This is a genomic window from Methanobrevibacter arboriphilus JCM 13429 = DSM 1125 (assembly GCF_002072215.1).
GTDB lineage: Archaea > Methanobacteriota > Methanobacteria > Methanobacteriales > Methanobacteriaceae > Methanobinarius > Methanobinarius arboriphilicus.
In genome coordinates this window covers 243476-268867 of sequence record NZ_JXMW01000003.1, presented here as the reverse complement: position 1 = coordinate 268867, position 25392 = coordinate 243476, and the positions used below count along the sequence as shown (strand labels likewise).

Genomic DNA, 25392 nt, shown 5'->3' with positions numbered 1-25392 from the left:
CTATAAAATTATTCTAAAACATTTGAAAAATTCTAAATTTTTGAAAAGTTTTTCGAGTTTTTATGTAAATTATGTAAATTATTCTAACATCTTTTTAATGTAAGGTTCAAATGGAATAACATCTTTTACATCCCTTGGTGCTATAATAGCAACTTTAAGAACTTGATTTTCACTATCAACATCTATAGTCAATGTTCCAGGAGTAAGGGTTATACTATTAGCCAATAATGTTTGGGAAATTGGTCTGGTCAAATCAGTTTTAATATCGATGACTACTGGGTCAATTGTTTTGCCTCCTTTAGCAGATCTTATAGCAGTGTCAATAGTTGATTTGATTATTTCCCATATAAGTACTATTACATAAGCAATACCATAATAAATTCTGTTTAAAAACATTTTAAAGGATCTCCATCAAAAAATTTGAAATACAATAATCATAAGATATTTATTTATCAATTCATACATTAAGATAGAATATTTCATTAAACTTTCTTCAAAATACTATTAAAATCATAAGTTAATTTTCAATATGTATTTTATTTTCAATATATTATTACTTTTTTAATGAAAAAGTATTATCTTATGTTTCAAATAATGACAATTTCAATTAGTCATGATTAATAATTAAATTTTAAAGTATATAAAAATTTTCCTTTATGATTCCTTTAAATAAATCTTAAAGAAATAAAAAATCTCAGAAATATAGTTATTGATGGAAAAGTCAGCTAAAAATAATAATTATAGGTGAAAAAATATTTTAAAATAGCTAATAATAAAATAAGAATTAAACAAGCTACTGCAAATTTTTTGTGTACTTTTTTTGATGAAAATGGTCTAAATAATTCAATACCCGTAGGAGTTAAAGAATCCAAAATAAGATGAGTTAAAAATCCTAAGAATAAGGGCAAAAAGAAATATATCATCATTTGATTGACAAGGAGTAAATTAAAACCTGTTATTAGATTTATATCTGTTATTGTGTTTATAGAATAAATTAACCAATTAATAAAATTATATGAAATATCAAATGTGGTGAAAAACGAATAATACTCAATTGGTAAGAATATGATTCCTAATAAGAATAATACTATAAAAGGAACAATCAAATTTTTATTTATAGTTAGTATCCCTAATATTAATACAATTATAGCAGCAGAAATTATAGCAGCAGAAATAATATAATAATTCTCAATATTATTCATTATAGTTAAATATTCTAAAGAGGGATAAATCAAAAAAATTCCCATAATGATAACTATTGATAATAGTAAAGATAATATTAATATTCCTAAAATAGAATGAGTAAATCCTCTATGATTTGAAAAATAAAAAATAATTGGAATTATAAGGAAAATTATCCCTATAAAATAAGGTAAGTTAGCTATATAAAGGATGATAAAGGAAATAAGTCCGATAATAATCATTTTATATACATTTAATTTTTTGATATTATGATCAAAATCTGGTAAACTAGCACCAATAATAACAAGTGCAATAGATATAGGATTTTGAAAAAATATCAATGAAGTTAAAATTGCAAATAGAACATGTTTTTTATAAGAAGAAATAGAATCACCAGTTAATTAAATAGTGAAATAAAAAATATCCAATAAAATTATATCCAATAGTATAATAGATAATAGTACAATTGAATATTAATATATTTATTAATTTTGTGAGCATTTGAAAAGTAATATAAAATTAAAATAAATGAATAAAATATAGATTAATAAAATAGGTTAAAATATAGATTAAGTTAATAAATTAAGTTAATAGATTAAACTATAGATTAAAATAAATAGATTAAGCTAATAAATTAAGTTAAATAGATTAAGTTATAGATTAAAATAAATAGATTAAGATAATAGATTAATCTAAGTAGATTTATAATTAAATTTATATTTAAAAAATGAATTTATAATTAATATGAACTAAATTGAATCTTTTGAAATTATTCCAAAATAGGATAAATAATACCCCATTTGATCTAATGAGCGTTCCCAGGCTTCTTTTTTGGCTGTTCCATTAGGTGATAGAACTTCACATGTAACTGCAGGAATTAATGCAATATTACACTCATCTTCAAGAGCTCCTTTATATGCATTTCCAGCGTTTTTATAAGAGAGTAATTCAGATTTTGTAGAATCTGAAATATACTTGGCAATTTGGAAACTTTCAGGAGATGGTTTCATTGTGCAAAAAATTCCTTCCTTTCCCGGCATACTATTTATAGAAGTAGAATGAAAATCTCCGATAGAATTTAAATTGAAATCTTTTATTTTAGATAAAATTTCATTAGTTAAAGAACCTTTAACAGAAGTTATTCTATTTAAATCAACACCATTAAACCATCTTGAATTATCCATTGTTGATTTTGGAGAAGAAAAAGGAATTATATAAATAGTACCAGATATTTTATCTTCTTTTTCTAATCTTTCAAGTTTATGAATTAGTTTAACAGCAGCAATCTGAGGAGGTAATTCATTACCATGAATTCCTGCAATTATCATGACTTTTGGAGAGGAAGAACCAAATTTAATTATAGGAGTTCCTTTAATAGATTCATTTAAAATTTTCCTTGAAATAGATGTATTCGGAATATTTTCAAAAATTTGACTATTAGCAGCTATATAGCCTCCAGAATCATTAAAAATACGATCTATTTTTAAGTTATCATCTGATTTAGATCTATTGAACATTTCAGAATTTTTTATATCAGATTCAATTTTTACAGAACTAATTAAATCTTCATCTTTTTCTTTTTTGAAATCTATATAGCCTTTAATATAAGCCCCCCATTAGAAGTTTATTATTAATGAAAGTTAAAATAAATAAATTTCAATATAATAAGTAATAATAAATCAATTGTTAATCGAAAATTAAAACTTATTTAATATATAACTACATTGATTATATTAAATTAACTCATAGATTATTTAAAACTATTCTATATATCTTTATTTAAAAATATTCTACAATATATCCTATATATTCTATAAAATACACGAAATTGTATTTCAAACCATAACTATTTATGAAATCTGCCATAATCTTATATATTATCCATTCTCAATTAAATAAAATAACAATATATGTGTAAAATCAGAACAGAATTTATTATTATATAAGTTATTAAATATTTACTATCAAATGTAATAAGTATTTAGAATAATTATAAATAAATTCTAAAGATATCTACATATAATTATTGTTCATGGCAAGTCTATTTTTATATTTGTTATTATATTATGAATATCATTATATTTAATATTATAAGTATTTAAATCAAAAATACCTTAATTTAATAATTATATGATTTATTAAAATAAATATCAATTCTAGATTTAGCATTAATCTCATTATTAATAATATTTAATTAATTTATTATAGGTATACTGACAAATAAATAATAAATGCTAGGATTTTAGATAATAACTATTATGATAGATCATGAATAATTTGATAAGTGGATTAATATTCTTAATACTATAATATAAGATATTATAATGATAATAATTCATAATAAAGAATTACATCATAATGAACAATAATATACAGGATATAATTATACTGAATAATGATATAATGAATAATAATACACTGAATAAGAGTATAATCAACATTATTATAATAAATGATACTATACAGAATAATTAGAAATACTAAAAAATATAATTGAATATAATTTAATTATATAAAATAATAAAAATTATAATAATAAGAAAAATTATTAAAATAAAAAATTTAGGCTTGCCTAAACATTTATATAATATGAAGTACAATTAATAATTGTGAAATCTAAAACATCCTAAAATAAAAATTTTAGAAAATAGGTCTCATTCCTTAATTGGTAAAAATGTTCTCTCAAATGTGTCATCTCAGCTTTATTTTCATAATACCAATTAAGGACTTTTCTTCTGTCTTACATTTAACTAAATATTATATAAATAAATATTAAATTAGCTATTATAATTAACTACTATTTTAGTTAACTACTATTTTTATTTAAAACATTTAAAGCCTAATTTAAGTTATAATCAAAATAATACAATTAGTCCTAATAATTACATATTCTTAATAATTACAATATATCAATAATATTAATACAAAAATTAAAACTAAAATAACATTAATATATCAATAATACTAAAATAATATTAATAATATTAATATAAAATTATGCTTAAAATAATAATACTAAAGACAATAATACTTAAAATACTAAAATAAGGTAAAATGCTAATTAATAATTTTAAGAACTAAATTATGTTTAAGCAAATTTAAATATTTTTAGATTATACAATTAAATTATATACAATTATCTTTATTATATTTCCATATCTTTAATTTAAATATTTCTAGATTATAAAATTAATATAATATCTTTATATTATATTTTATTATCTTTAATTTTAATTATGTTTAAATATTATAATATATAGAATTTAAAATATTATATTTTAAATATATTGTTTAATACTTTATTTAATAGTATTATTATTCACTAAGTTTTTACTTTATTAATTAACTATCAAACTAATAATTGTTTAACTAAATTAACTTACTGAGCAATGCTGAAATTATTAATATAATGCTGAAATTATAAGATAATAATTAAATTTAATTGCTTAATCTAAAAATATTTAAATTAAATATAGTGAATATGATAATTTTATATTGATTAATTATGTATTAATTTTAAAATAATATTAAACTCCAAAAATATGGTGAATTAAATGGAAAAAGTAGTTCTTGCATTTAGCGGTGGATTAGATACCACTGTATGTGTTAAATTGTTAGAAGAAGAATATGATTTAGAAGTGGTAACTGCATGTGTAGATGTTGGTCAGCCAAAAGAAGAAGTTGAAAAAGCAGAAGAAGCAGCTAAAAACCTTGGAGTAAAAAAACATTACACAATTGATGCAAAAAATGAGTTTGCAAATGAATATATAGCTAAAGGAATAAAATCAAATGCAGTATATGAAGGATACCCATTAAGTACTGCTCTTGCAAGACCATTAATAGCTATGAAAATCATTGAAGTAGCTTTAAAAGAAAATGCAAAAGCTATAGCTCATGGATGTACTGGTAAAGGAAATGACCAATTTAGATTTGAAGCAGTGATTAGATCCATGTCTGATTTTGATATAGTTGCTCCAATTAGAGATTTAAACTTGACAAGAACAGAAGAGCAAGAATACGCTGAAAAACATGGGATTCATATCTCTTCTGACAAAATATATAGTATAGATGAAAATATTTGGGGAAGATCAATAGAAGGAGATATTCTTGAAGACCCTGTTAATGAACCTCCTGAAGAGATTTATGCATGGACTGCATCATCTGAAAATGCAAAAGACAGACCTACAAAATTAGCTATTGAATTTGAAGAAGGAGTTCCAATAGCTATTGATGGGAGAATCATGCCACTTTTTGAGCTTATAGAAGAAGCTAACAAAATAGCTGGAGAAAATGGGATTGGAAGGATAGATACAATAGAAAATCGTATGATTGGTCTTAAAAGCAGAGAAATCTATGAAGTTCCAGGTGCATTATTGTTAATTCGTGCTCATCAAGCTTTAGAAGAATTAGTTCTTACAAAAGATGAAATATTGTTCTCGGAATACATGAGTACAAAATATGCAGACTTAGTTTATAATGCTCTTTGGCAAGAACCTCTTAGAGATGATATGGATCAAGCTATTGACAATATGCAATTAAGAGTGAGTGGAAAAGTAGTTTTAAAGCTATTCAAAGGATCAATTCTTCCTTTATCACGAGAATCTGATTACAGTTTACATGATATTGAACATATAAGTTTTGAAGATAAAGAAAACGATCAAAAAGAAGTTGAAGGTATGATTAAACACCACGGACTTCAAGCAGCTATCTATCAAAAATTAAACAAGTAAAATAAAGAACTCTATTAAAAAAGCTTTTATTTTCCCCCATTATCTTTTTATTCATTTAATATTCTTTTAATTATTCCTTTAATTATTCTTTTAATTATTCTTTTATTATTAGACTTATTATTTTATTGTATTTTTGTATTTTTTGAATCCTATTTAATATTCTAATATTTTTATCATTATAATAGATTTTATTTTAAGTTTCATTTTCATTATAACTTTTTAACACTTTATTGAAACATTGATTATTTAAATTTTATTATTTAATCATTTATTTTTAAATTTATTTTTAAATTTTTTATATCAAATAAATAGGATTTATGAATAAAATAATAAATAAAATAATAGAATTTAGAGGATGGATTCAACGATAACTCTAATAATAAATCTAATAATAAATCTAATAATAAGTCTAATAAATTTAATAATAAATGATTTAATAATGAATTTAATAATAAATATAATAATGAATCTAAGAATAAATATAACAAAAAGAAACTTTAATTAATAAAATAAATATTAGCTCTTAAGAATAATTAGAAAAAAATTAATATAATCAAACATATATATTTACTCATGAATAATAAACTAAAAGACCTTGTTGTGGATAAAGATGTTAGGTGTCCACTCTGTGGTGGAGAAATGAAAAAATCAGGGTCTCTAAAAGGGAAAAGCAAATTTAAATGTGTTATTTGTGGATATGAGATATAAACTTAATGACATGAAATATAATACTATGATATAATTATCATAGAACATTAATACAAAATATCATATTAACAAAAGAAATTAAGATATTAAAAAAGAAAAACAATATAAATAATATAAAACAAAATTAGTAATTTGAATTTTACAAAATTAATAAATAAAAACATTAATTGATAAAAACATTAAGTAAATATATTTTAAGTATATTGAATATCTTTTATCTAAATATTTATTTTCAATTTTAGGTGAATTAATTGCAATATTATGTAAGCCCCTTTAATAAAGAAGCTAAATTAAAGTTTCCAAAAAAAATCACAATTTACGACACAACACTTCGTGATGGTGAGCAAACTCCTGATGTATGTCTAAATCCAGAAGAAAAATTAGAGATAGCTAAAAAACTTGATGAACTTAAGATCCATCAAATAGAAGCAGGTTTTCCTATAGTATCGAATCAAGAAAGAGAAGCTGTGAAATCTATAGCTAATGAAGGATTGAATGCACAAATTATATCTTTAGCTAGAACAAAGAGAGAGGATATTGATAGAGCACTTGATTGTGATGTAGATGGTGTTATAACATTTATGGCAACTTCAGACCTTCATCTTGAACATAAACTACATTTAAGTAGAGAACAAGCATTAAACGTGTGTATGAACTCTATTGAATATGCTAAAGATCATGGTTTATTTGTAGCTTTTTCTGCAGAGGATGCTACAAGAACTGATCTTGACTATTTAAAGAGAATTTATAAAAAGGCAGAAGATTTTGGAGCAGATCGAGTTCATATTGCAGATACAGTAGGTTCAATCAGCCCCCAAGGAATGGATTTTCTTGTAAAAGAACTTAAGAAAAATTTAAATATTGATATAGCTATGCATTGCCATAATGATTTTGGTATGGCTCTTTCAAACTCCATATCAGGACTTCTCGCAGGAGGAAGTGCAGTTTCAACTACCATAAATGGAATTGGTGAAAGGGCAGGAAATACTTCTCTTGAAGAATTAATAATGGCTTTAAGGATTATTTATGGTATAGATTTAGGATTTAAGATAAAACACATACAAGAGTTATCAAAAACTGTTGAAAAATATACAAAACTCCCAGTACATAATAATAAACCAATTGTAGGAAGAAACATATTTAGACACGAATCTGGAATACATGTAGATGCTGTTATTGAAGAACCACTTACATATGAACCATTTTTACCAGAAATGGTTGGTCAAAAACGCCAATTAGTCCTTGGGAAACATTCTGGTTGTAGAGCTGTAAAAGCTAAACTTGATCAATGTGGTGTTGAAGTTACAAAAGACGAACTCTGTAAGATTGTAGAGGAAGTTAAAAAGAATAGAGAAGAAGGAACATATATTGATGATGAAGTCTTCAATCATATTGTTAAAACAGTTAGAGGCCCATTTGACATTTAAATCATGAAGTTCAATAAGATTCTAACAAAAATATTAAAGAGTGTTAAAATTGAATATTACAGAAAAAATCCTTTCAAAAAAAGCAGGTTCTGATGTATCTCCTGGTGAAATAATAGAAATTGATGTAGATTTAGCTATGTCTCATGATGGTACATCACCTCCAGCAATTAAAACTTTTGAAAAAATAGCTAAAAAAGTCTGGAACCCTGAAAAAATTGCTATTGTATTTGATCATACCGTTCCTCCAAATACAATTGGGTCTGCAGAATTTCATAAAGTAGCGAGAAAATTTGGAAGGAAACAAGGAATAAAAAATCTCTATACTCATGGTGAAGGAATATGTCACCAAGTTTTACCTGAAAAAGGACTTGTAGAACCTGGACAAGTTATTGTTGGTGCAGATTCTCATACTTGTACTTATGGAGCATTTGGAGCATTTTCAACAGGAATGGGTGCAACAGACATAGCTATGGTTTATGCTACTGGTAAAACTTGGTTTATGGTTCCAGAATCATATCGTATTGAAATTAATGGCAAATTACCAAATAATATAACATCAAAAGATATTATTTTACATATTATAGGTCATGTAGGTTCTGATGGAGCAACTTATAAAGCATGCGAATTTTGTGGCGAAACTATTGATAATTTAGATGTTAGTTCTAGAATGACAATTACGAATATGGCAATTGAAATGGGTGCTAAAAATGGAATAATGGAGCCTAATAAATTAACATTAGAATATATTGCAAAGAGAACTAATAAATCCATTGATCAATTAAATGTATTTAGGTCAGATAAGGATTCTGTATATGAAAAAGAATTTTCTTTTGATATAAGTGAAATAGAGCCTCAAATTGCATGTCCTAATGATGTAGACAATGTGAAAAATATATCAAAGGTTATTGGAACCCATATTGATCAAGGTTTTATTGGTTCATGTACTAATGGGAGATTAACAGATTTAAAAGAAGCAGCAAGAGTTATAAAAGGTAAGAAAGTTCATCCTGATGTTAGACTAATTGTTTCTCCTGCTTCAAAAGAAATTTATGAAATAGCTATGGAAAAAGGGATTCTTAAAACATTTATGGATTCTGGGGCTATTATTTGTAATCCTGGATGTGGACCATGTTTAGGGGGACACATGGGTGTTTTAAGTGAAGGAGAAGTTAGCATTTCCACTACAAATAGGAATTTCAAGGGTAGAATGGGAGATCCTAAATCTGAAGTTTATTTATCCAATGCAGGAGTAGTTGCTAGTTCTGTTATAAAAGGGTATATAGAAAGTCCTGAAAATATATTATAAGCTGAAATAGATTATAAACTGAAAATAGGTTATAAATTGAAAATATATTATAAATTATTTGAGGAATTTTATGAATAAAAAAGAGCTTAGAATTATTGATAAGATAGAAAATCTTGAAAAAAAAGGTGCTAAATTATCAAACACCCAAAAAATACTTTTAGCAACAGACGGTTCTGTTACTACAATACTTGATGTTTTAGTGGGAGAAATTAAAATTAAAACATTGAAACAGGAATTTCAAGAAGCTGATAGTGACATAGCTAAGCTTCTTAGTATTGATGAAGGTGAAATAGTAAATTATCGTGTTGTTGTAATGTTTAATGATAATTCTCCTCTAATTTATGCAACATCATATATTCCTATTAAAAGATTAACATCAGAATTTAAAAAGGACTTAATAAGTGCAGATATTCCTATTGGTAGAATTCTAAGAAAATACAATATTGAATCTAGAAGAGAAATTCAAACAGTTAAAATTGAAAAAAATCCAAAAGACGAATTGAAAAATATTTTTAAAACAAATGCTAATTTTTTAAGTAGAGATTATCATATTATACATAATGATGAAATATTGATTTGGATTGAAGAAAAATTCCCTATCGATTCATTTTTAAAGAATTATAAAAATTAATAAAAATTAAAATCTATAAAATCTTTATATTCATATATTTTTTTATAAGAGTATTAAATACAAAAAATTAAAATCATACCAAGATTTAAAATAATATTATACATATTAAAATTAATATAGAGCTTAGAATTAATATAAAATTTAATTAAATTATTAAATAAATTAATATAGAGCTTAAAATTATTATAAAATTTAAAACTATTACATAAAATGAAATTAATATAAATCATGAAAATAATTCTTAACTTCAGATTAGTGTTCATAAAGGTGTTTTAATGGGAGTTAAATTCAAAGACATTATAGAACCAGAAATTATAAATTTCAAAGATTTAAATGGTAGAATAATAGCTATAGATGCAGCTAATTCTCTATATCAATTTTTATCAAGTATTCGTCAAGCTGATGGAACACCATTAATGGATAAGAATGGAAATATAACCTCTCACTTGAGTGGAATATTATATAGAACTTCAAATATAGTTGAAAAAGGTATCAAACCTATTTATGTATTTGATGGAGAACCCTCTGAGTATAAAGAAAACACCATAAATGAAAGGCGTGAAATAAGACAAGATGCAGAAAAGAAATGGAAAGAAGCTCTTAAAAAAGGAGATGAACAAACAGCAATGAAATTTGCAAAAAGATCATCTCGAATGTCACCATATATCCTTGAATCTGCAAAAGAACTTTTAGAAATAATGGGAATCCCTTATGTTCAATCATTTGGAGAAGGAGAAGCTCAAGCTTCTTATATGGTTCTAAACGGAGATGCATGGGCAGTGGCTTCTCAAGACTATGATTGTTTACTTTTTGGTGCTAAAAAAATCATTAGAAATCTTACAATAAGTGGAAACTTATCTGATTTAGAATATCTTGAACTTGATAATGTTTTAAACAGATTAGAAATTACAAGAGAACAGTTAGTTGATATTGCAATAATGGTTGGAACAGATTTTAATCCTGGAATAAAAGGTGTTGGTGCAAAGACTGGTCTCAAAATAGTTAAAAATTCAAGCATAGAAAAATATATAAAAGAAAAAGGCATTACATTTGATGTGAATCTTGAAGAACTCAAAAATATCTTTTTAAATCCAAACATTAATAAAAATTATAATATCAAATGGAAAAGTGTTGATAAAACTAAAATAGTTGATTTTTTATGTGAAAAGCATGATTTTTCTGAGGAAAGAGTACTTAGTGCTGTTAAAAAAATGGAAAAACTAAATACTACTCAAAAAAGCCTTGAAGATTGGTTTGGAAAATAAGCATTAGAACATTTATTTTATCAATAAAGTAATTTTTAATAAAACTATTTTTTTTAATAAATCTATCTTTTTTAATAAAAATATCTAATTTAATAATACTATTCTTAATATTTTTATTATTAATATTTCTATTATTAATATATTTATTCTTAATATTTTTATTATTAATATTTTTATTTCAAAATTTTATTCAAAACATTTATTTCTAATATTTCTATAATTATTTTGAATGATTACTAATTTCATAAATATCTAAAACTAATTTTTCCTTGATTTTATTAAAACAGATTTTTATTAAAACAAATCTAAAAAGGAGGAAATTTTTCACCAAAAATTTCTTTTGCATATTTTACAGCTAATTCAACCTGTTTTGGATATTTTTTTATCATTATTCTTTGAAATTCATCCCTATTTTTTACTTTAGATAATATTTTAATAATGTTTAAATAAGTATTAAATGAAGATTTTAGATGATAATTATTTCCATTATCTTCATTTGCATTATCCATATTTATATTATATTTAACTACATTATTCTTAATTATATTGCCTTCAGTTATATTATCTTCAGTTATATTACCTTTAGTTATATTACCTTTAGTTATATTATATTTAGTTATAATATCTTTAGTTATACTATTCAAATCATTCCAATATAGCTTTTTGTTAATACAAGGGATTTCTAAAGTTTTGCAAACAGTTTCCATTTTAAAATATTTCTTCCGGATAAGTGGAGAAACAGAACTTATTAAAACATGATTTTCAAGATCAATAAGAGGTGGAACACCTTGAGATTCACGTCTATTTGGGGAAATCAGATTTTCATAATTTTTAATATTATAACAATGAAGTTCTATATAAAAATCAGGTTTATGTTTTTTAATAAGATTTATAATAGTTTTACCAATCTTAGTTTCATAATATTCTTTTTTTATAGTAGAAATATATTCTGTATAATCAAAATTATAAATAAAAGTTTTACCATTAGAAAAATCAGAATAGGACATTGATTTAAGAAAATCAATAGTAGTTTCACCTTCATGACCGTGAATTCCACCTACAAATAGTTTTGTAGGTCCTTCTCCTTTATCGATAAATCTATAATATGACATAGAAATATATAACTGATATATTTTTTATAAATTTTATAAACTTATAGAAAGGTTTGTAAAAAGGAAAGAGATATAAATAAATTTAAGTTCCTTCTTGCCAATTATTTAAATATTCATTTTGGCGATCAGACAAGTTATCAATTTCAATATCCATAGCTTTGAGTTTTAAACCAGCTATCTTATAATCAAGTTCATCTGGAGATTTTATAACTCCAACATCAAGATCATTTTCGATTATATATTTAGCTGAAAGTGCTTGAGCAGCGAAACTTAAATCCATTATTTCTGCAGGATGTCCTTGTCCTCTTTCTGCAGCTAAATTAACTAGACGTCCATCAGCTAAAAGATAAATTTTCCTTCCATCTTCCATGGTGAATTCTTCAACACTCTCTCTAACTTCTTCAACAGATACAGACTGATTTTCAAGGTCTTCTCTGTTAATTTCAACATTAAAATGCCCAGAGTTTGCCAACATACATCCATCTTTCATATTTCTAAAATCATCCCCACTAACAACATTAATGTTTCCAGTTACGGTTATTAATAAATCAGCATGTTTTACTGCTTCTTTTGTTGGCATAACCCTATATCCATCCATTCTTGCTTCAAGTGCCCTTATAGCATCAACTTCAGTTACGATTACATTAGCTCCCAAACCATTTGCCCTAGTAGCTACACCACGGCCACACCAACCATATCCACAAACAACAACAGTTTTACCAGCAATTAACATATTAGTAGTTCCCATTATAGCATCAAAAGTTGATTGACCAGTACCATATCTATTATCAAATAAATATTTAGTATAAGCATCATTTACAGCTATAAGTGGAATTTTCAAAGCATTGTCTGCATGCATAGCTTCTAATCTATGAACTCCAGTAGTAGTTTCTTCACAAGCCCCTTTAACATTAGAAAGTAATTCTTTTCTTTCTTGGTGAAGAACTAAGATCATGTCAGCACCATCATCAATGATTATATCAGGCTTATGATCAAGAACATCATTTATAGTTTCATAATACTCTTCTTCGGTTTCTTCTCTCCAACCATACATATTAAGTCCAAGAGCTGCACCCCCTGCAGTTGCATCATCATGAGTAGATAATGGATTACATCCAGTCATTGCAACTTCAGCTCCACCAGCTTGAAGAGTTAAACCAAGATTAATTGTTTTAGGCTCAAGATGAAGGCAAGAACCTATAGTAATACCTTCAAAAGGTTTTGTCCGTTCAAATTCTTTTTTAATGTGTTCAAGAACGGGCATATGTTTTTGAACCCATTTGATTTTCTTAATACCTTCATCAGCTAAATTCATATTTCTTACTTTACTCATAAAAATCACAAATATTATTAATCTTAATATAATTTTATATTTATTTTCATTTTATATAAAATTATTAATACTATAATCATTAATACAAAAAAATAATTCTGAAAATAAATTTATTAAGAGATTTATTATCTATTAAAATTATTAAATGTTCCCATTAGACTTTAACAAAGCTAACATTTGATTAAAAGAAGTTTCAACACTTCCAGAAGAAATATCACCATGAGGAGATGTAGATAACCCTGTGATTGAAGGAGTACCCTTCATATTTAAAACATCTTCAATAGCTCCTTCATAATCAACTCCTGCAACTTCATGAACTTCAATACCTTCATTTAAAAATTTAGTCATTTGAATTGCAAATAAATAGCTATCATAAGTTGGATATTTAGAACACATTATTGTATCATGTCCAGGTACAGCACCAGGAGCTGTTGAATGGAAATCACCAACAAAACTTGAATTTCTACTAGCAGCATATGTAACAATATCATTAGAAGGAGTTCCTACTTCATCAGCAACAGTATTAAGATTTTGACCATTCAAAAGTTTTTCATTATTAGCAGTTAAATTAGGAGCTGCAAACGGAACAACATAAACAGTTCCATGAATTTTTTTATTATCCAAATAATCAATAAGCTGTATTGCAGCTATTTGAGGAGGAAGTTGGTTTCCATGAACTCCTGCAACAATAAATGTTACTGGTTCCTCACCATTCCCAAATTGAATAACTGGAGTTCCATTTTTAGCTGAATCAATCATAGCTAAACTTAAATTAGAATGATTATGTATAATAAGATTAGATCTTAAAACATTATTTTTATTAACATCAGCTCCATTTTCAGAGTTAATATAGTCAATGTTTACTGAATTTTTATCCAAAAAAACAAAATAAATAGTAGTTAAAGAAATTAACATAAGTAAAATAATTATTATAGAAATTAAAATCTTTTGATTGTTATTCATTTAAAGTCCCCCATCTTTAAGTTTTTATTGATTTATACAATGATAATTGTTTAAATAAAATGATAATTGTTGTATGATAGTTTACATAGCAAATATATAATCAATAATTATTATAATTGATAACTTTTATAATGTCTTTTATAATATCTATAATATAATATCTATTATAACATATAATAATTATTAATACAATATACTTATTATAATCCAACATAATATATACAATGATTATTATATTTATATAATACATAAAATATTATTATAATTCCATATAATATATATAACAGCTGTTGTATTTCTATATAATATATATAACAGTTATTATACTTCTATAATAGTTATTATAAGTATATATAATATAAACAATTTATCATAAATATATTAAATATTTATTAGAACTTATTGAAAATCTAAAGATATAATCAAAAATAATCGAAAAGTTTAAATGTGATAATAATCTGATAGATGATAGTCAGATGCCGGGGTGGCTCAGCTGGTTAGAGCGCACGGCTCATAGGGTTTTAAGCAGTGCTCTGACTAATTCCTGGGATACCGTGAGGCCGCGGGTTCGAATCCCGCTCCCGGCATCATATATATCCCAGGAAACATTATATTTTTATTTTTATACAAATTCAAGTATTTTAAAAACTTATTCTTTTTTCAAAATGTTTTAAAACAGTGCAGATAAAAAATTCTAAGATAAAAAATTCAAAGATTACTGCCTAAAAAATTAAAAATAATAATAATTTTAAAATAATAGTAATAATTTAGAATATAATACTAGTAAAACAAGATATATTAAAAATAACATAATTTACATAATAAAAAGTTAACTTACTGTTAGATAATACTTAATATTAGATAATAATATTGATAGTATAATAATAAATTAATTATTAATATTAATTATCAAAATAATAATAATAATAATTCTAAAATTATTATTATAATTATTATAATTATTAATATTTAATAATATAAACTAATTTTATAACTAATTTTAATAAGATTATAAAACATAATTTTAATATTATTAAGTAAATTTCTAGGATTATAGAGTAAAATTTAACTGAATTATAAATATAGTTCAATAGAATTATAAATATAATTTAATAGAATTATAAATTGAATAGTTTTGAGAATAATTTAGGTGTTAAGATGCTTTATAGAGAATTAGGAAAAACTGGTGAAAAAGTATCAATTTTAGGTTTTGGAGCTATGCGTTTTCCAATAATAGAAAACAAACCAAATGTAATTGATGAAAAAGAAGCTTCAAAAATGCTTAAATATGGAATTGATAATGGAATAAATATTATTGATACAGCTTATTCTTATCACACACTTGATTTCAATGAACCGGGAGAAAGTGAGCCATTTTTAGGAGATTTTTTATCAACAGGATACAGAGAAAAAGTATTAATCTCAACAAAACTTCCAACTTGGATAGTTGAAAAAAAAGAAGATATGGATATCTTTTTAAATCAACAGTTAGATAGATTAAAGACCGATAGTATAGACATATATCTACTTCACTCATTAAAAGAAGATTATTGGAAAAATCTAACTAACCTCGATGTTTTTGAATTTATGGATGATGCATTGGCAGATGGAAGAATTAAGCATATTGGATTCTCTTTTCATGATGAATTAGATCTTTTACTTGAAATTCTTGATTCTTACGAATGGGAAGTTGTTCTTACCCAGATGAATTATCTAGATGAAGGTTATCAAAGTGGAATTAATGGAGTACAATATTTAAGTAGTATAAATATGGGGAACATGATTATGGAGCCTTTAAGAGGAGGTAAACTTGTTGAAAACATACCCCAAGATGTTCAAAAAATTTGGGATAGTGCAAAAGTGAAGCGTAGCCCCTTGGAATGGGCATTTAAATATTTATGGGACATGGAAGGAATTAGTACAGTTTTTAGTGGAATGAGTAATTTAGAACAAGTGAAAGAAAACATATCTATAGCAAATCAAAGCTATCCAAACACTCTTACTAATGAAGAAAAAAAATTGATAAAAGAAGTAGCTAGGGCATATAGAGATAAAAAAGATGTTGAATGTACACAATGCAATTATTGCATGCCCTGTCCAGAAAAAGTAGATATACCTACTTGTTTTAAAGAATATAATATAGCTAAAATGCTCGATGACCCTGAAGCTAGCTCAATGCAATATTTTTCACTCCTTGATGAAGAAAATTATGCATCTTCATGTACAGAATGTGGAGATTGTGTATCAATGTGTCCTCAAATGATAAATATTCCTAAAGAATTGGAAAAAGTAAAAAAACTTTTTGGTAGATAGATTTTTTAAATATTAAAACTAAATTAAATATATGGATAAAATCAATATTTATAGACAAAATCAATGTTATAGATAATTTAAATATAAAATAAATAATTTAAATATAGATTTGAATTATGAAAATTAAAATTGAAAACAATAAAAATTGAATTAAAAATTGAAGTTGATTAAATTGAAAGCTAATTAAGATTGAAGTTGATTAAAATTAAAAACTAATTAAAATTGAAAATTGGTTAAGATTGAATCAAAGATTAAAATTAAAAAATTATAATTAATATTTTTTTATTAAAAAGTAATAAATTAGAAATATTTATATGCCATGAGTAGGAAAATTATTTCCGACTACTAATAATTACAACTATAAATTTCAATATTTATTGTATAAATATAAAAACAAGGAAATCAATATACAATATAATCATATATCACATAAAAAAAATACAATAAAAAAACTAATATAATATAAAAATTGTAAAATTTTTGTAGTCGAAATAGTTGGTTGATATATTACCATGATATATAATGATTATGTTGACATTGTTTAAAATTTTTAAACAAAATAAAACTATTAATAGCTAATCAAAATTTATGTTGGCTAATTTCTTATTGGAGAAGATTTAATGGATGTTATAGGAAACGCAATTGAAATAATGAATGAAAAAGGAATTAAATTTATAAGATTGCAATTTGTAGATATTAATGGAATCCCAAAAAGCGTATCTGTTCCTTTTGGGAGTGATGAAGACTTAGAAGATATGTTTAATGATGGAATATTATTTGATGGATCTTCTGTAGATGGTTTTGTTGAAATAAATGATAGTGACTTAATAATGAAACCAGACCCAAACACAGTTTCCCTTTTACCATGGAGACCAGAAGAATCTGGAGTATGTAGATTTATATGTGATATATATAATACTGATAACACCCCATTTGAGGGAGACCCAAGAAGTATACTCAAAAAATCACTGAAAAAAATTAGTGATAAAGGATATAACTACAATATTGGACCTGAACCAGAATTTTTCATAATAGACAAAGATGAAGAAGGTAATTACATCCCACATGATGATGCAAGCTATTTCGATGTTGAACCATTAGATAAAGGACCTAATTTTAGAAGAAAATTAGTTTTCGACCTAGAAGAACTTGGTTTTGAAGTAGAAGCAAGCCATCATGAAGTTGCTCCTGGTCAAAATGAAATTGCATTTAAGTTTGACGATGCATTGAAAACAGCTGATGCTGTAATAACCTTTAAACAAGCTATTAAAGCTATCGTTGACAATATGGGATATATGGTAACATTCATGCCAAAACCATTCTTTGGAGTAAACGGTAGTGGAATGCACTGTCACCAAAGCTTATTTAAGAATGGAGAAAATCTCTTCTCTGATGAAAATAGTGAAAATGGATTATCTCAAGAAGCATTATACTTTATGGGTGGACTACTTAAACATTCAGCAGCTCTATCTGCTGTTGTTGCACCTACTGTAAATTCCTATAAACGATTAGTCCCAGGATATGAAGCACCTGTTTATGTTGCTTATGGACTTAAAAATAGATCTGCCCTTATACGTATTCCAGCTGCACGTGGAAAAGGAACAAGAATCGAATATAGATGTCCCGACCCATCATGTAATCCTTACCTTGCATTTGCAGCTATGTTAGAAGCAGGTTTAGATGGTATAAACAATAAAATAGACCCTGGAGACCCAACAGAAATTAACATTTATAAATTAAATGATGAAGAACTTGAAGAAAGAGGAATTAAAACTTTACCTGCAAGCTTATGGGAAGCATATCATGCATTTGAAGAAGATGAAGTCCTTAAAAAGGGACTTGGATCCCATATTAGTGAAAAATTCTTAGAATCCAAATACGCAGAATGGGATGAATACAGAATACAAGTGTTCGGATATGAACAGAAAAAATATATGAGTCTTTAATTCTTTAATTTATTAATTCTTTAATCTATAAATAATAATGAAAAATATTAAGGAATATACAAAATATATTATAAAATAGTAGAAAATTTAGAGATTATTCTTTAAATACTACTATTAAATTTTTATTATTTTTAATCTTATAGCTAATTTTAAATTTACAAATAAACTGCTTATTTTAAAAATATTTATAATATCAATAATATCATCAATATTAATAATATTTAAATTAATAATACTCCAAATTATAAATTTTTTCTATAAATATTTAATTATAATGAATAATATTTCAATCATAATGAACATTTTCTATAAATATTTTAATATAGATAAATATAAATAATAATTTAATAATAATAGGACTATGATTTAACAAGGTTATTAATTAACTATTGTTAAAATATAATTATTATTAAAAATACTGATTCTTAGGAGTTTTTTATGTCAGAATCACAAGAAAAAATAATTGAAATATTAAGAATTATAAATGAATATGATAAACCAGTCGGTGCAAGGGTTGTTTCCAAGGAATTAATAAGCCGTGGATATGATCTAGGAGAGAGAACTATCCGATATCATATGCAAATTCTTGATGAAAAGGGGTTTACTAAAAAAGTTGGATATTCTGGAAGAAAATTAACTAATTATGGTAAATTGCAGCTAAAAAATGGTCTTATATATGACCATGTTGATTTTGTATTCTCAAAATTCGAAGAAATGATATATCAAACTGATTTTGATTATGAAACAAAAAAAGGGAATTTGGTTGTAAATGTTTCAAGTGTCACTTTAAAAGATTCAGAATTAAATAAAAAAGAAAAAAATCCTATAGAAACAATGAGAAGTGTCTTTTCATCAGGATTACATATAAGCCCATACATAGGATTAAAAACAAGGAATATTGAGAATTCTGATAGTAAAGAATACTTAATAAGAACTATATGTGGAACTACTATAGATGGAATATTTTTAAAAAAAGGCATTCCTAGTTTACCTATTTATGGAGGACTCATAAAAGTCAAAAACTATGTTCCTCAAAGATTTACTGAATTAATATCATATAAAAAGACTTCAATCACCCCTATAAATGCATTCATAGCTGATGGTATGACTTCAGTTTTGGATGTTATAGAAACTGGAAATGGAGTTATTCCTGCTAATTTTAGGGTAATACCAAAAGACTCTCTTGAAAAAACTAAAGCTATTTTAGGTGACTTAAACAAAATTGGAATTGATGGAGTTATATCAATAGGAGAAGGTGGAGAAAAAGTATTAGGAATTAATGTAAATGAGAGTATGGCAGGTATAGCAATTATTGCAGGCATAACACCACTTTGTACACTTAAAGAGCTAGATTATCCTATTGAAATGAAAATAAGTGATGAAATGGCTAGTTTTGAAAATTTAAAACCTGCACATAATGTCCTTAGAAAAAGAAAAAATTCTACCAATAATAATAGTAAAAAACTCCAAAAAAATAGTATTCTAAAACCTTCAGCTAAAGAAAAAGAATTGAAAGTTTCATTTTTACTTTCAAAAGCATGGAATCTTATTCAAAATGTTGATTTCGATGTTGAAACTTGTGAAGGAAAGCTAATAACTAATTTATCATATGTAGATAGGTCAGATTTAGAAGAATCTATAGAAATCATGAAAAAAAGTTATAAGCTATCTAAGAGATATTTAAGTCCATATTATAAAATAGTTGAACCTGAAAAAGGAACAGAATATTATGAAAATAATAAAGTAGGTATAGCTACAATTTGTAGCTTATCAAGTGATGGAGTACTTATCAATAAAGGAATTATGTCAACCCCAAAATATGGAGGGCTTTTAGAAATAGGAAAAAATCCATTTTTTACAGAACTAATTTCATATGATGGTTCTTCAATAGATCCACACGAGATATTTATTTTTAAAAATATGACTTATGTTCTTAACAAGTCTAATCATGATGAAAATTATTTGAATAATCCAGATTATAATTTTGATATTAATGGTTCAAAAAAAATACTTGCATCAATAAAAGAAGTTCCATTTATTGCAAGAGATAAAACTAAAGAAATATTAGATAGAATGGAAAAAATAAAGTTACCTATTTTTAAAATAGGAAAACCTAGAGAACTTGTTTACAATGCAAAAGTAGATAGATACAACTTTGGTTTTGTCACAGGAAGTGGTTTAAACCAGATAGCAGCTATTAAAGAAAGTGGAATTGATGTTAATATTAAAGCTGTTCAAGGAACAATAGAGATTGATGAAATGGAATTATTATAATTAGTATAGCTATTATATTTATTATAATTATAGCTTTGTAGAAATCCTTATTTTTCTTAAAATTTAAAATTTCTTTTTTTTTGAATATTTTTCTTTAATTTTAAAATAAGATATTTTTTTGTTTTTTAAATTTTTTTATTGGATTATTCATTTAATAATTTGGATATTAATGATTAAAAAGATATAAATATTAAAATGAAGAACATATATTAATATAAAGCGTAAAAATACATATTCTCTATTTAATGATTTGATTTCAAAGCAATAAATCCTTCGGATTTTCACTTTGAAAAAGTAGCACAAAATTATATAAAAAAAGTAGGGTGGATCAATAGAAGACCTACCTCAAAATATTATTTAATATAATTTAAAATTTATTATTTTTTTCTTTTAGCATTATAGATTGCTGCAGAAATGATTGATACTAATATTAAAAATAAAATTGGTAAACCAGTTTCTTTCATACTAGCATGAGTATTGTTGATAACGTTATCTTCTTTATTATATGACAAAATAGTATCATTATTAAGAGTTGAATTTTTAGTTTTAAATGCTTCTGTGTTATTATTAATATTAGTATTGTTTGAAGTATTAGTATTAGTTATGTTAGTATCATTAGTTGTATTGGTATTATTAGTTATGCTAGTATTTGTTGTATTAGTATTATTAGTTGTGTTAGTTTCATTGTTAGGATCAACAGGAATCTTTACATATTCAATTATATCTTTTATGAAAGAATCTACTTGAAACAATAATAAATCTTGTTTTCCTTCATTCCAACCATCACCCATCATTCTAAATATAAAGTTATATGTCTCATCAGTCCATCTTGTAACTGTATAATTAGAACTATTAATCTCTTCAATAGTAACTATTTTATCAGTGCTTACTACTTTTTGTGCTGTGTAAAAATCTGGATATTCTACCCACGGTAAACTGGTTTTTTGAGTGATATTCCAAGTACCCTCCTGCAAATCATCATAGCTATTATTATGATAATTATCTACAATGTATTCAACAACACCTTCTCTTGTAGTTATTTTTGAACTAATAGGAAGAGAATCTCCATAATATATAATTCTTTCTTCATCAACACATAAAAAATTATAATCTTTAAGTTCCCCACTTTCATTTACTTTTACAGTAGTTTCATTAACTAGTGTACCATTATCAGCAACAGCAGCAGAAATGGTTCCTATTAAAAAAACAGCTATTAATAGAAATAAATACTTTTTCATAAAAAATACCCCCAATTTTAGATATATTAATTTATACAAAAATTTATAAAATTATTAAAAAAAGAATATTAATATTATAAAAATGTTAATGTATAAATTATATTATATAATTAATACTATAAATAGTTAGTTGTTATAAAAACAATAAATATTAATAAAAACAAAATAATAAAATTGAAAATTACTTCAGAAACACTCTTCCTAAATCAATAAAAAGAATATTTAAGACTAAAAATGGATTAAAAAACCAAATAACAATACAAAAAGGAAAATGGGAAAAAAATAAAAAATATCAACTCAAAAATAGACAAACTCAAAAATATTAAAAAGATTTACACTTGAAATGTTTACTTTTACAGCTGCAAAACTAAACATTATATAATCCATTCATCTTTGAATTTTTTTACCTTCTAATAAATCTTGATATACACCCACACACATTCACATCATCATATTTTGTGAAGGAAAACTGAATTTTTTAAAGGTTTGTAAAGGTTAATTTACAATCTTAAGGGGTATGAGTGTAAAGGTTACTGTAAAGGTTTACATTAATTGTAAACATCTGCAAAAATGTTTTTCTTTTATACATCATTTTATAACATATCAAAAACATATATATAATACAGGTGGTGATTATAAAATGATGAATTTTAATTTAATATTCGCCACAACAATAATATATGCGATATTTTTAGTTGGATGGATTTTCTTAAAGCATAGCTTTAATCAAAGAGTTAGTTATTAGCAAATAAACAAAATTTTTATAGAAATCCATTTAAAGCATTTTTAAATATTTTTATATTATAAATAATTAAATAATTTTTTATATTATAAGTAATTAAATTATATTTTAATATAAAAATAAAATGTTTGAAAAAAAACATCCTATTATTGTTTTATTTTTAAAATTTTTAATTCTATCATAAGTTATAATACTTTTATTTTTATTAAAATCTTCAAGAAATTATAAAATAATTATTATAATGCCGAATATAGTCATTATCGTTTTAAACAAAAACCCAATATTTAAATAATTTATAAAAATTATAAAAAACATGAGAATAAAAAAAATCCATAAGTTTTGATTAAAATGACAAAAAAAATATTGAATATTAAAAAAGTAAAAAACCCTTCCAAACATAATTTTGAAATTGAAATACACATCTTAGAAGAAGGAATAGTCAGAATCAATTACAAATCAGCAAATGATAATAAGAATTATGAAAAAATATATTTTAAAAATTTAACAGAAAAAGATACTGATTTAATTAAAGAAAATTTAAATAAAGATGTAATTCTCATTACATACAGTTCTGAAGAAGAATATGAAAAACAATCTAATATCCCAATTAATGAAAGAAAACATTATATCTTAAAATTAAAATCTTGGAGACTAACAAATTAAGAATCATTTTTTATTATTATTTACAATATTCTAATCATATCCCTAAAAATCACAAGGGACAATTCTTTTAGTTATGGATGGGATATTAATTCTTGTGTTGAAGTGTTTAAAATATATTCTAGTGCTTTTTTAGAGTTTTTTCAAATTTATTTAGAAAATTTTATAAGAAAAAGGTTGATTATTAGAATATAACACTTTAACCGTATTTTATATATTATTATAACTTTTCTTCCATTTCATGCTAATTTTTATAAATTATTGATAATGTTTATATTAATTTTTTAACAATACAAATCAACAATTATTATATATTACTTTTATCAAAACTTATAACCATTCATAAAAATAAAAGCAGGGGGTGAAAATATTAACGAACCTAAACATCAAATAAACAGCCCTATAATACATAAAATTGGATTTGACCCTATTAAAAAAGTTTTATCAATCCAATTCACTAGTGGAGCTGTTCACACATTAAATTCAAACATTGGAGAATATAGAAAATTCCTTAATAGTAAGTATCATGATGATTATTATTATGAAAAATTCCATGATAAATTAAAAAAACAAGTTTCAAAGAATAACCACTCAAGTTTAAGCAACAGTAGTGGATTCGAGATATAATTCATCATATAACTCAAAAAATAAAAAAAATTAGAAGTCTAAGTGTTCTCTTTCAATAGTACTACTTCCTACAAGTTCTGCATTACGACCTGCATCATATAAACATCTTATACCTATTCTTAAGTCTCCTTCACGGTAAGCATGCTCAGCCACCATATAAATAACTTCTTCACTAATAACTCCTCGAGCAAAGCCTAATTTACACCTATCACTCAAAATAGTATGTATCTCACTTAAAGTATATGCGTCAAAATTAACATTAGCTGGTCTGAATATTGTTTCAACACTTTGAGACAATACAAAATTAATGTACCTACGATTGGTGATTGTTATTAGGCTAATTTTAGCTTTATGATCGATTTCATGAGCTCTGAGTAAAGTGTACATAACTTTGTTTATCTGATCAATATCATCACCAGATATTTTATTTGATCCATAATCATCTAAACAAACCACTAATACTTTTTCTGTTTTGCCAAGATGGTTAACTATCTTATTTTTAAGAATATTAGTTGTTACTCCTGTTTTAACACTTTTTTTATATAGTTTATTATAGATTTTTGTTAGCATTTGGTTTTCTGTTTTATCAAATTCACAGTTAATATAAGCTGTTGCTACATTGAATTTATTTTCTACTAATTCAAAATATTTCTTTACAGCTGTTGTTTTACCTGTTCCATATGGCCCTGTAATTTCCATATTAGTTGGAGCATGACCACTGTTTAATTGTCTACTATGATTTATCATAGCTCTTAATTGTTTTTCACGAAATCTTAATATTTCTGGTAAATATTCTAATGTAAATACTTCTGATTGTTTAAATAATGTACCTTCCTGTTGGATTATTACATCAAATATATTTTCAACAGTTTTCATAATAATCATCCCCTACACTAAAAAAGTATAATGATAATATAAAATATAATTAATCCAAA

General features: G+C 24.5%; 19 protein-coding genes, 1 tRNA gene and 1 pseudogene. 12 read left to right on the top strand and 9 right to left on the bottom strand.

The window, feature by feature from the left end; translation table 11 throughout:
• Window positions 1-78: 78 nt before the first annotated feature.
• From MBBAR_RS02790 to MBBAR_RS02780, 4 genes and pseudogenes are all read right to left on the bottom strand, one after another.
• Complete coding sequence (locus tag MBBAR_RS02790) at window positions 79-396, bottom strand: Na+/H+ antiporter subunit E (RefSeq protein WP_080459758.1); 318 nt, start codon at window positions 394-396, stop codon at window positions 79-81.
• A gap of 329 nt (window positions 397-725) precedes the next feature.
• Entirely contained in the window at window positions 726-1247 is a 522-nt protein-coding gene (locus MBBAR_RS10695; protein WP_394334518.1) for a hypothetical protein, read from the bottom strand.
• 15 nt (window positions 1248-1262) lie between these two features.
• A pseudogene (locus MBBAR_RS10690) lies at window positions 1263-1568 on the bottom strand (metal-dependent hydrolase); the annotation flags it as partial.
• Between the two features lie 363 nt (window positions 1569-1931).
• A complete protein-coding gene (locus MBBAR_RS02780; RefSeq protein WP_080459756.1) occupies window positions 1932-2699 on the bottom strand; it encodes a succinylglutamate desuccinylase/aspartoacylase domain-containing protein in 768 nt (255 codons plus the stop codon).
• A 2037-nt stretch (window positions 2700-4736) separates the two neighbouring features.
• Here MBBAR_RS02780 and MBBAR_RS02775 point away from each other — a divergent pair.
• The 6 genes from MBBAR_RS02775 (at window position 4737) to fen (ending at window position 11249) form a co-directional block, all read left to right on the top strand.
• Window positions 4737-5912 carry an argininosuccinate synthase gene (locus MBBAR_RS02775; RefSeq protein ID WP_080459755.1) on the top strand — a complete coding sequence of 392 codons (1176 nt, stop codon included), beginning with the start codon at window positions 4737-4739 and terminating at the stop codon, window positions 5910-5912.
• 573 nt (window positions 5913-6485) lie between these two features.
• Window positions 6486-6620 carry a hypothetical protein gene (locus MBBAR_RS10595; protein WP_282956039.1) on the top strand — a complete coding sequence of 45 codons (135 nt, stop codon included), beginning with the start codon at window positions 6486-6488 and terminating at the stop codon, window positions 6618-6620.
• Between the two features lie 251 nt (window positions 6621-6871).
• Window positions 6872-8047 carry a homocitrate synthase family protein gene (locus MBBAR_RS02770; protein ID WP_080459754.1) on the top strand — a complete coding sequence of 392 codons (1176 nt, stop codon included), beginning with the start codon at window positions 6872-6874 and terminating at the stop codon, window positions 8045-8047.
• Window positions 8048-8096: 49 nt separating this feature from the next.
• Window positions 8097-9353, top strand: a complete 1257-nt coding sequence (hacA, locus tag MBBAR_RS02765) for a homoaconitase large subunit (RefSeq protein WP_080459753.1) — start codon at window positions 8097-8099, stop codon at window positions 9351-9353.
• Between the two features lie 70 nt (window positions 9354-9423).
• Window positions 9424-9984, top strand: coding sequence for a chorismate--pyruvate lyase family protein (locus MBBAR_RS02760; protein WP_080459752.1), 561 nt, complete (start codon window positions 9424-9426; stop codon window positions 9982-9984).
• Between the two features lie 275 nt (window positions 9985-10259).
• Entirely contained in the window at window positions 10260-11249 is a 990-nt protein-coding gene (gene fen / locus MBBAR_RS02755) for a flap endonuclease-1 (RefSeq protein ID WP_080459751.1), read from the top strand.
• 305 nt (window positions 11250-11554) lie between these two features.
• On the opposite strand, the gene MBBAR_RS02750 is transcribed toward fen, so the two are convergent.
• From MBBAR_RS02750 to MBBAR_RS02740, 3 genes are all read right to left on the bottom strand, one after another.
• Window positions 11555-12361, bottom strand: coding sequence for a DUF2119 family protein (locus tag MBBAR_RS02750; protein ID WP_080459750.1), 807 nt, complete (start codon window positions 12359-12361; stop codon window positions 11555-11557).
• An 82-nt stretch (window positions 12362-12443) separates the two neighbouring features.
• A complete protein-coding gene (locus MBBAR_RS02745; protein WP_080459749.1) occupies window positions 12444-13694 on the bottom strand; it encodes an adenosylhomocysteinase in 1251 nt (416 codons plus the stop codon).
• Window positions 13695-13835: 141 nt separating this feature from the next.
• Window positions 13836-14657, bottom strand: a complete 822-nt coding sequence (locus MBBAR_RS02740) for a succinylglutamate desuccinylase/aspartoacylase domain-containing protein (protein ID WP_249025014.1) — start codon at window positions 14655-14657, stop codon at window positions 13836-13838.
• Between the two features lie 478 nt (window positions 14658-15135).
• Here MBBAR_RS02740 and MBBAR_RS02735 point away from each other — a divergent pair.
• The 4 genes from MBBAR_RS02735 to MBBAR_RS02720 all read left to right on the top strand — a co-directional run bounded on the left by MBBAR_RS02735 (window position 15136) and on the right by MBBAR_RS02720 (window position 21190).
• Window positions 15136-15244, top strand: a tRNA-Met gene (locus tag MBBAR_RS02735).
• Between the two features lie 571 nt (window positions 15245-15815).
• Window positions 15816-16970: an aldo/keto reductase gene (locus tag MBBAR_RS02730; protein ID WP_080459748.1), complete on the top strand. Its 1155-nt coding sequence runs from the start codon at window positions 15816-15818 to the stop codon at window positions 16968-16970.
• Between the two features lie 620 nt (window positions 16971-17590).
• Window positions 17591-18916, top strand: a complete 1326-nt coding sequence (glnA, locus tag MBBAR_RS02725; protein WP_080459747.1) for a type I glutamate--ammonia ligase — start codon at window positions 17591-17593, stop codon at window positions 18914-18916.
• Window positions 18917-19354: 438 nt separating this feature from the next.
• Complete coding sequence (locus MBBAR_RS02720; protein WP_080459746.1) at window positions 19355-21190, top strand: DUF128 domain-containing protein; 1836 nt, start codon at window positions 19355-19357, stop codon at window positions 21188-21190.
• A 377-nt stretch (window positions 21191-21567) separates the two neighbouring features.
• Here MBBAR_RS02720 and MBBAR_RS10445 read toward each other — a convergent pair whose 3' ends face one another.
• Window positions 21568-22428 (bottom strand): hypothetical protein, encoded by an 861-nt coding sequence (locus tag MBBAR_RS10445; RefSeq protein ID WP_080459745.1) that lies wholly within the window; start codon window positions 22426-22428, stop codon window positions 21568-21570.
• A gap of 517 nt (window positions 22429-22945) precedes the next feature.
• Here MBBAR_RS10445 and MBBAR_RS10195 point away from each other — a divergent pair.
• A complete protein-coding gene (locus MBBAR_RS10195) occupies window positions 22946-23173 on the top strand; it encodes a hypothetical protein (protein ID WP_080459744.1) in 228 nt (75 codons plus the stop codon).
• 345 nt (window positions 23174-23518) lie between these two features.
• Window positions 23519-23833, top strand: a complete 315-nt coding sequence (locus tag MBBAR_RS02705) for a hypothetical protein (RefSeq protein ID WP_080459743.1) — start codon at window positions 23519-23521, stop codon at window positions 23831-23833.
• 654 nt (window positions 23834-24487) lie between these two features.
• On the opposite strand, the gene MBBAR_RS02700 is transcribed toward MBBAR_RS02705, so the two are convergent.
• A complete protein-coding gene (locus MBBAR_RS02700; RefSeq protein ID WP_080459742.1) occupies window positions 24488-25333 on the bottom strand; it encodes an AAA family ATPase in 846 nt (281 codons plus the stop codon).
• Between the last annotated feature and the right edge of the window lie 59 nt (window positions 25334-25392).

Coding starts and splice junctions, on each gene's coding strand:
- fen (WP_080459751.1), top strand. CDS start 10,260: ATGGGAGTTAAATTCAAAGACATTATAGAACCAGAAATTATAAATTTC.
- glnA (WP_080459747.1), top strand. CDS start 17,591: ATGGATGTTATAGGAAACGCAATTGAAATAATGAATGAAAAAGGAATT.
- MBBAR_RS02700 (WP_080459742.1), bottom strand. CDS start 25,333: ATGAAAACTGTTGAAAATATATTTGATGTAATAATCCAACAGGAAGGT.
- MBBAR_RS10595 (WP_282956039.1), top strand. CDS start 6,486: ATGAATAATAAACTAAAAGACCTTGTTGTGGATAAAGATGTTAGGTGT.
- MBBAR_RS02790 (WP_080459758.1), bottom strand. CDS start 396: ATGTTTTTAAACAGAATTTATTATGGTATTGCTTATGTAATAGTACTT.
- MBBAR_RS10445 (WP_080459745.1), bottom strand. CDS start 22,428: ATGAAAAAGTATTTATTTCTATTAATAGCTGTTTTTTTAATAGGAACC.
- MBBAR_RS02705 (WP_080459743.1), top strand. CDS start 23,519: ATGACAAAAAAAATATTGAATATTAAAAAAGTAAAAAACCCTTCCAAA.
- MBBAR_RS02780 (WP_080459756.1), bottom strand. CDS start 2,699: ATGTTCAATAGATCTAAATCAGATGATAACTTAAAAATAGATCGTATT.
- MBBAR_RS02730 (WP_080459748.1), top strand. CDS start 15,816: ATGCTTTATAGAGAATTAGGAAAAACTGGTGAAAAAGTATCAATTTTA.
- MBBAR_RS02720 (WP_080459746.1), top strand. CDS start 19,355: ATGTCAGAATCACAAGAAAAAATAATTGAAATATTAAGAATTATAAAT.
- MBBAR_RS02775 (WP_080459755.1), top strand. CDS start 4,737: ATGGAAAAAGTAGTTCTTGCATTTAGCGGTGGATTAGATACCACTGTA.
- MBBAR_RS02750 (WP_080459750.1), bottom strand. CDS start 12,361: ATGTCATATTATAGATTTATCGATAAAGGAGAAGGACCTACAAAACTA.
- MBBAR_RS10695 (WP_394334518.1), bottom strand. CDS start 1,247: ATGGGAATTTTTTTGATTTATCCCTCTTTAGAATATTTAACTATAATG.
- MBBAR_RS02740 (WP_249025014.1), bottom strand. CDS start 14,657: ATGAATAACAATCAAAAGATTTTAATTTCTATAATAATTATTTTACTT.
- MBBAR_RS02745 (WP_080459749.1), bottom strand. CDS start 13,694: ATGAGTAAAGTAAGAAATATGAATTTAGCTGATGAAGGTATTAAGAAA.
- MBBAR_RS02760 (WP_080459752.1), top strand. CDS start 9,424: ATGAATAAAAAAGAGCTTAGAATTATTGATAAGATAGAAAATCTTGAA.
- MBBAR_RS10195 (WP_080459744.1), top strand. CDS start 22,946: ATGAGTGTAAAGGTTACTGTAAAGGTTTACATTAATTGTAAACATCTG.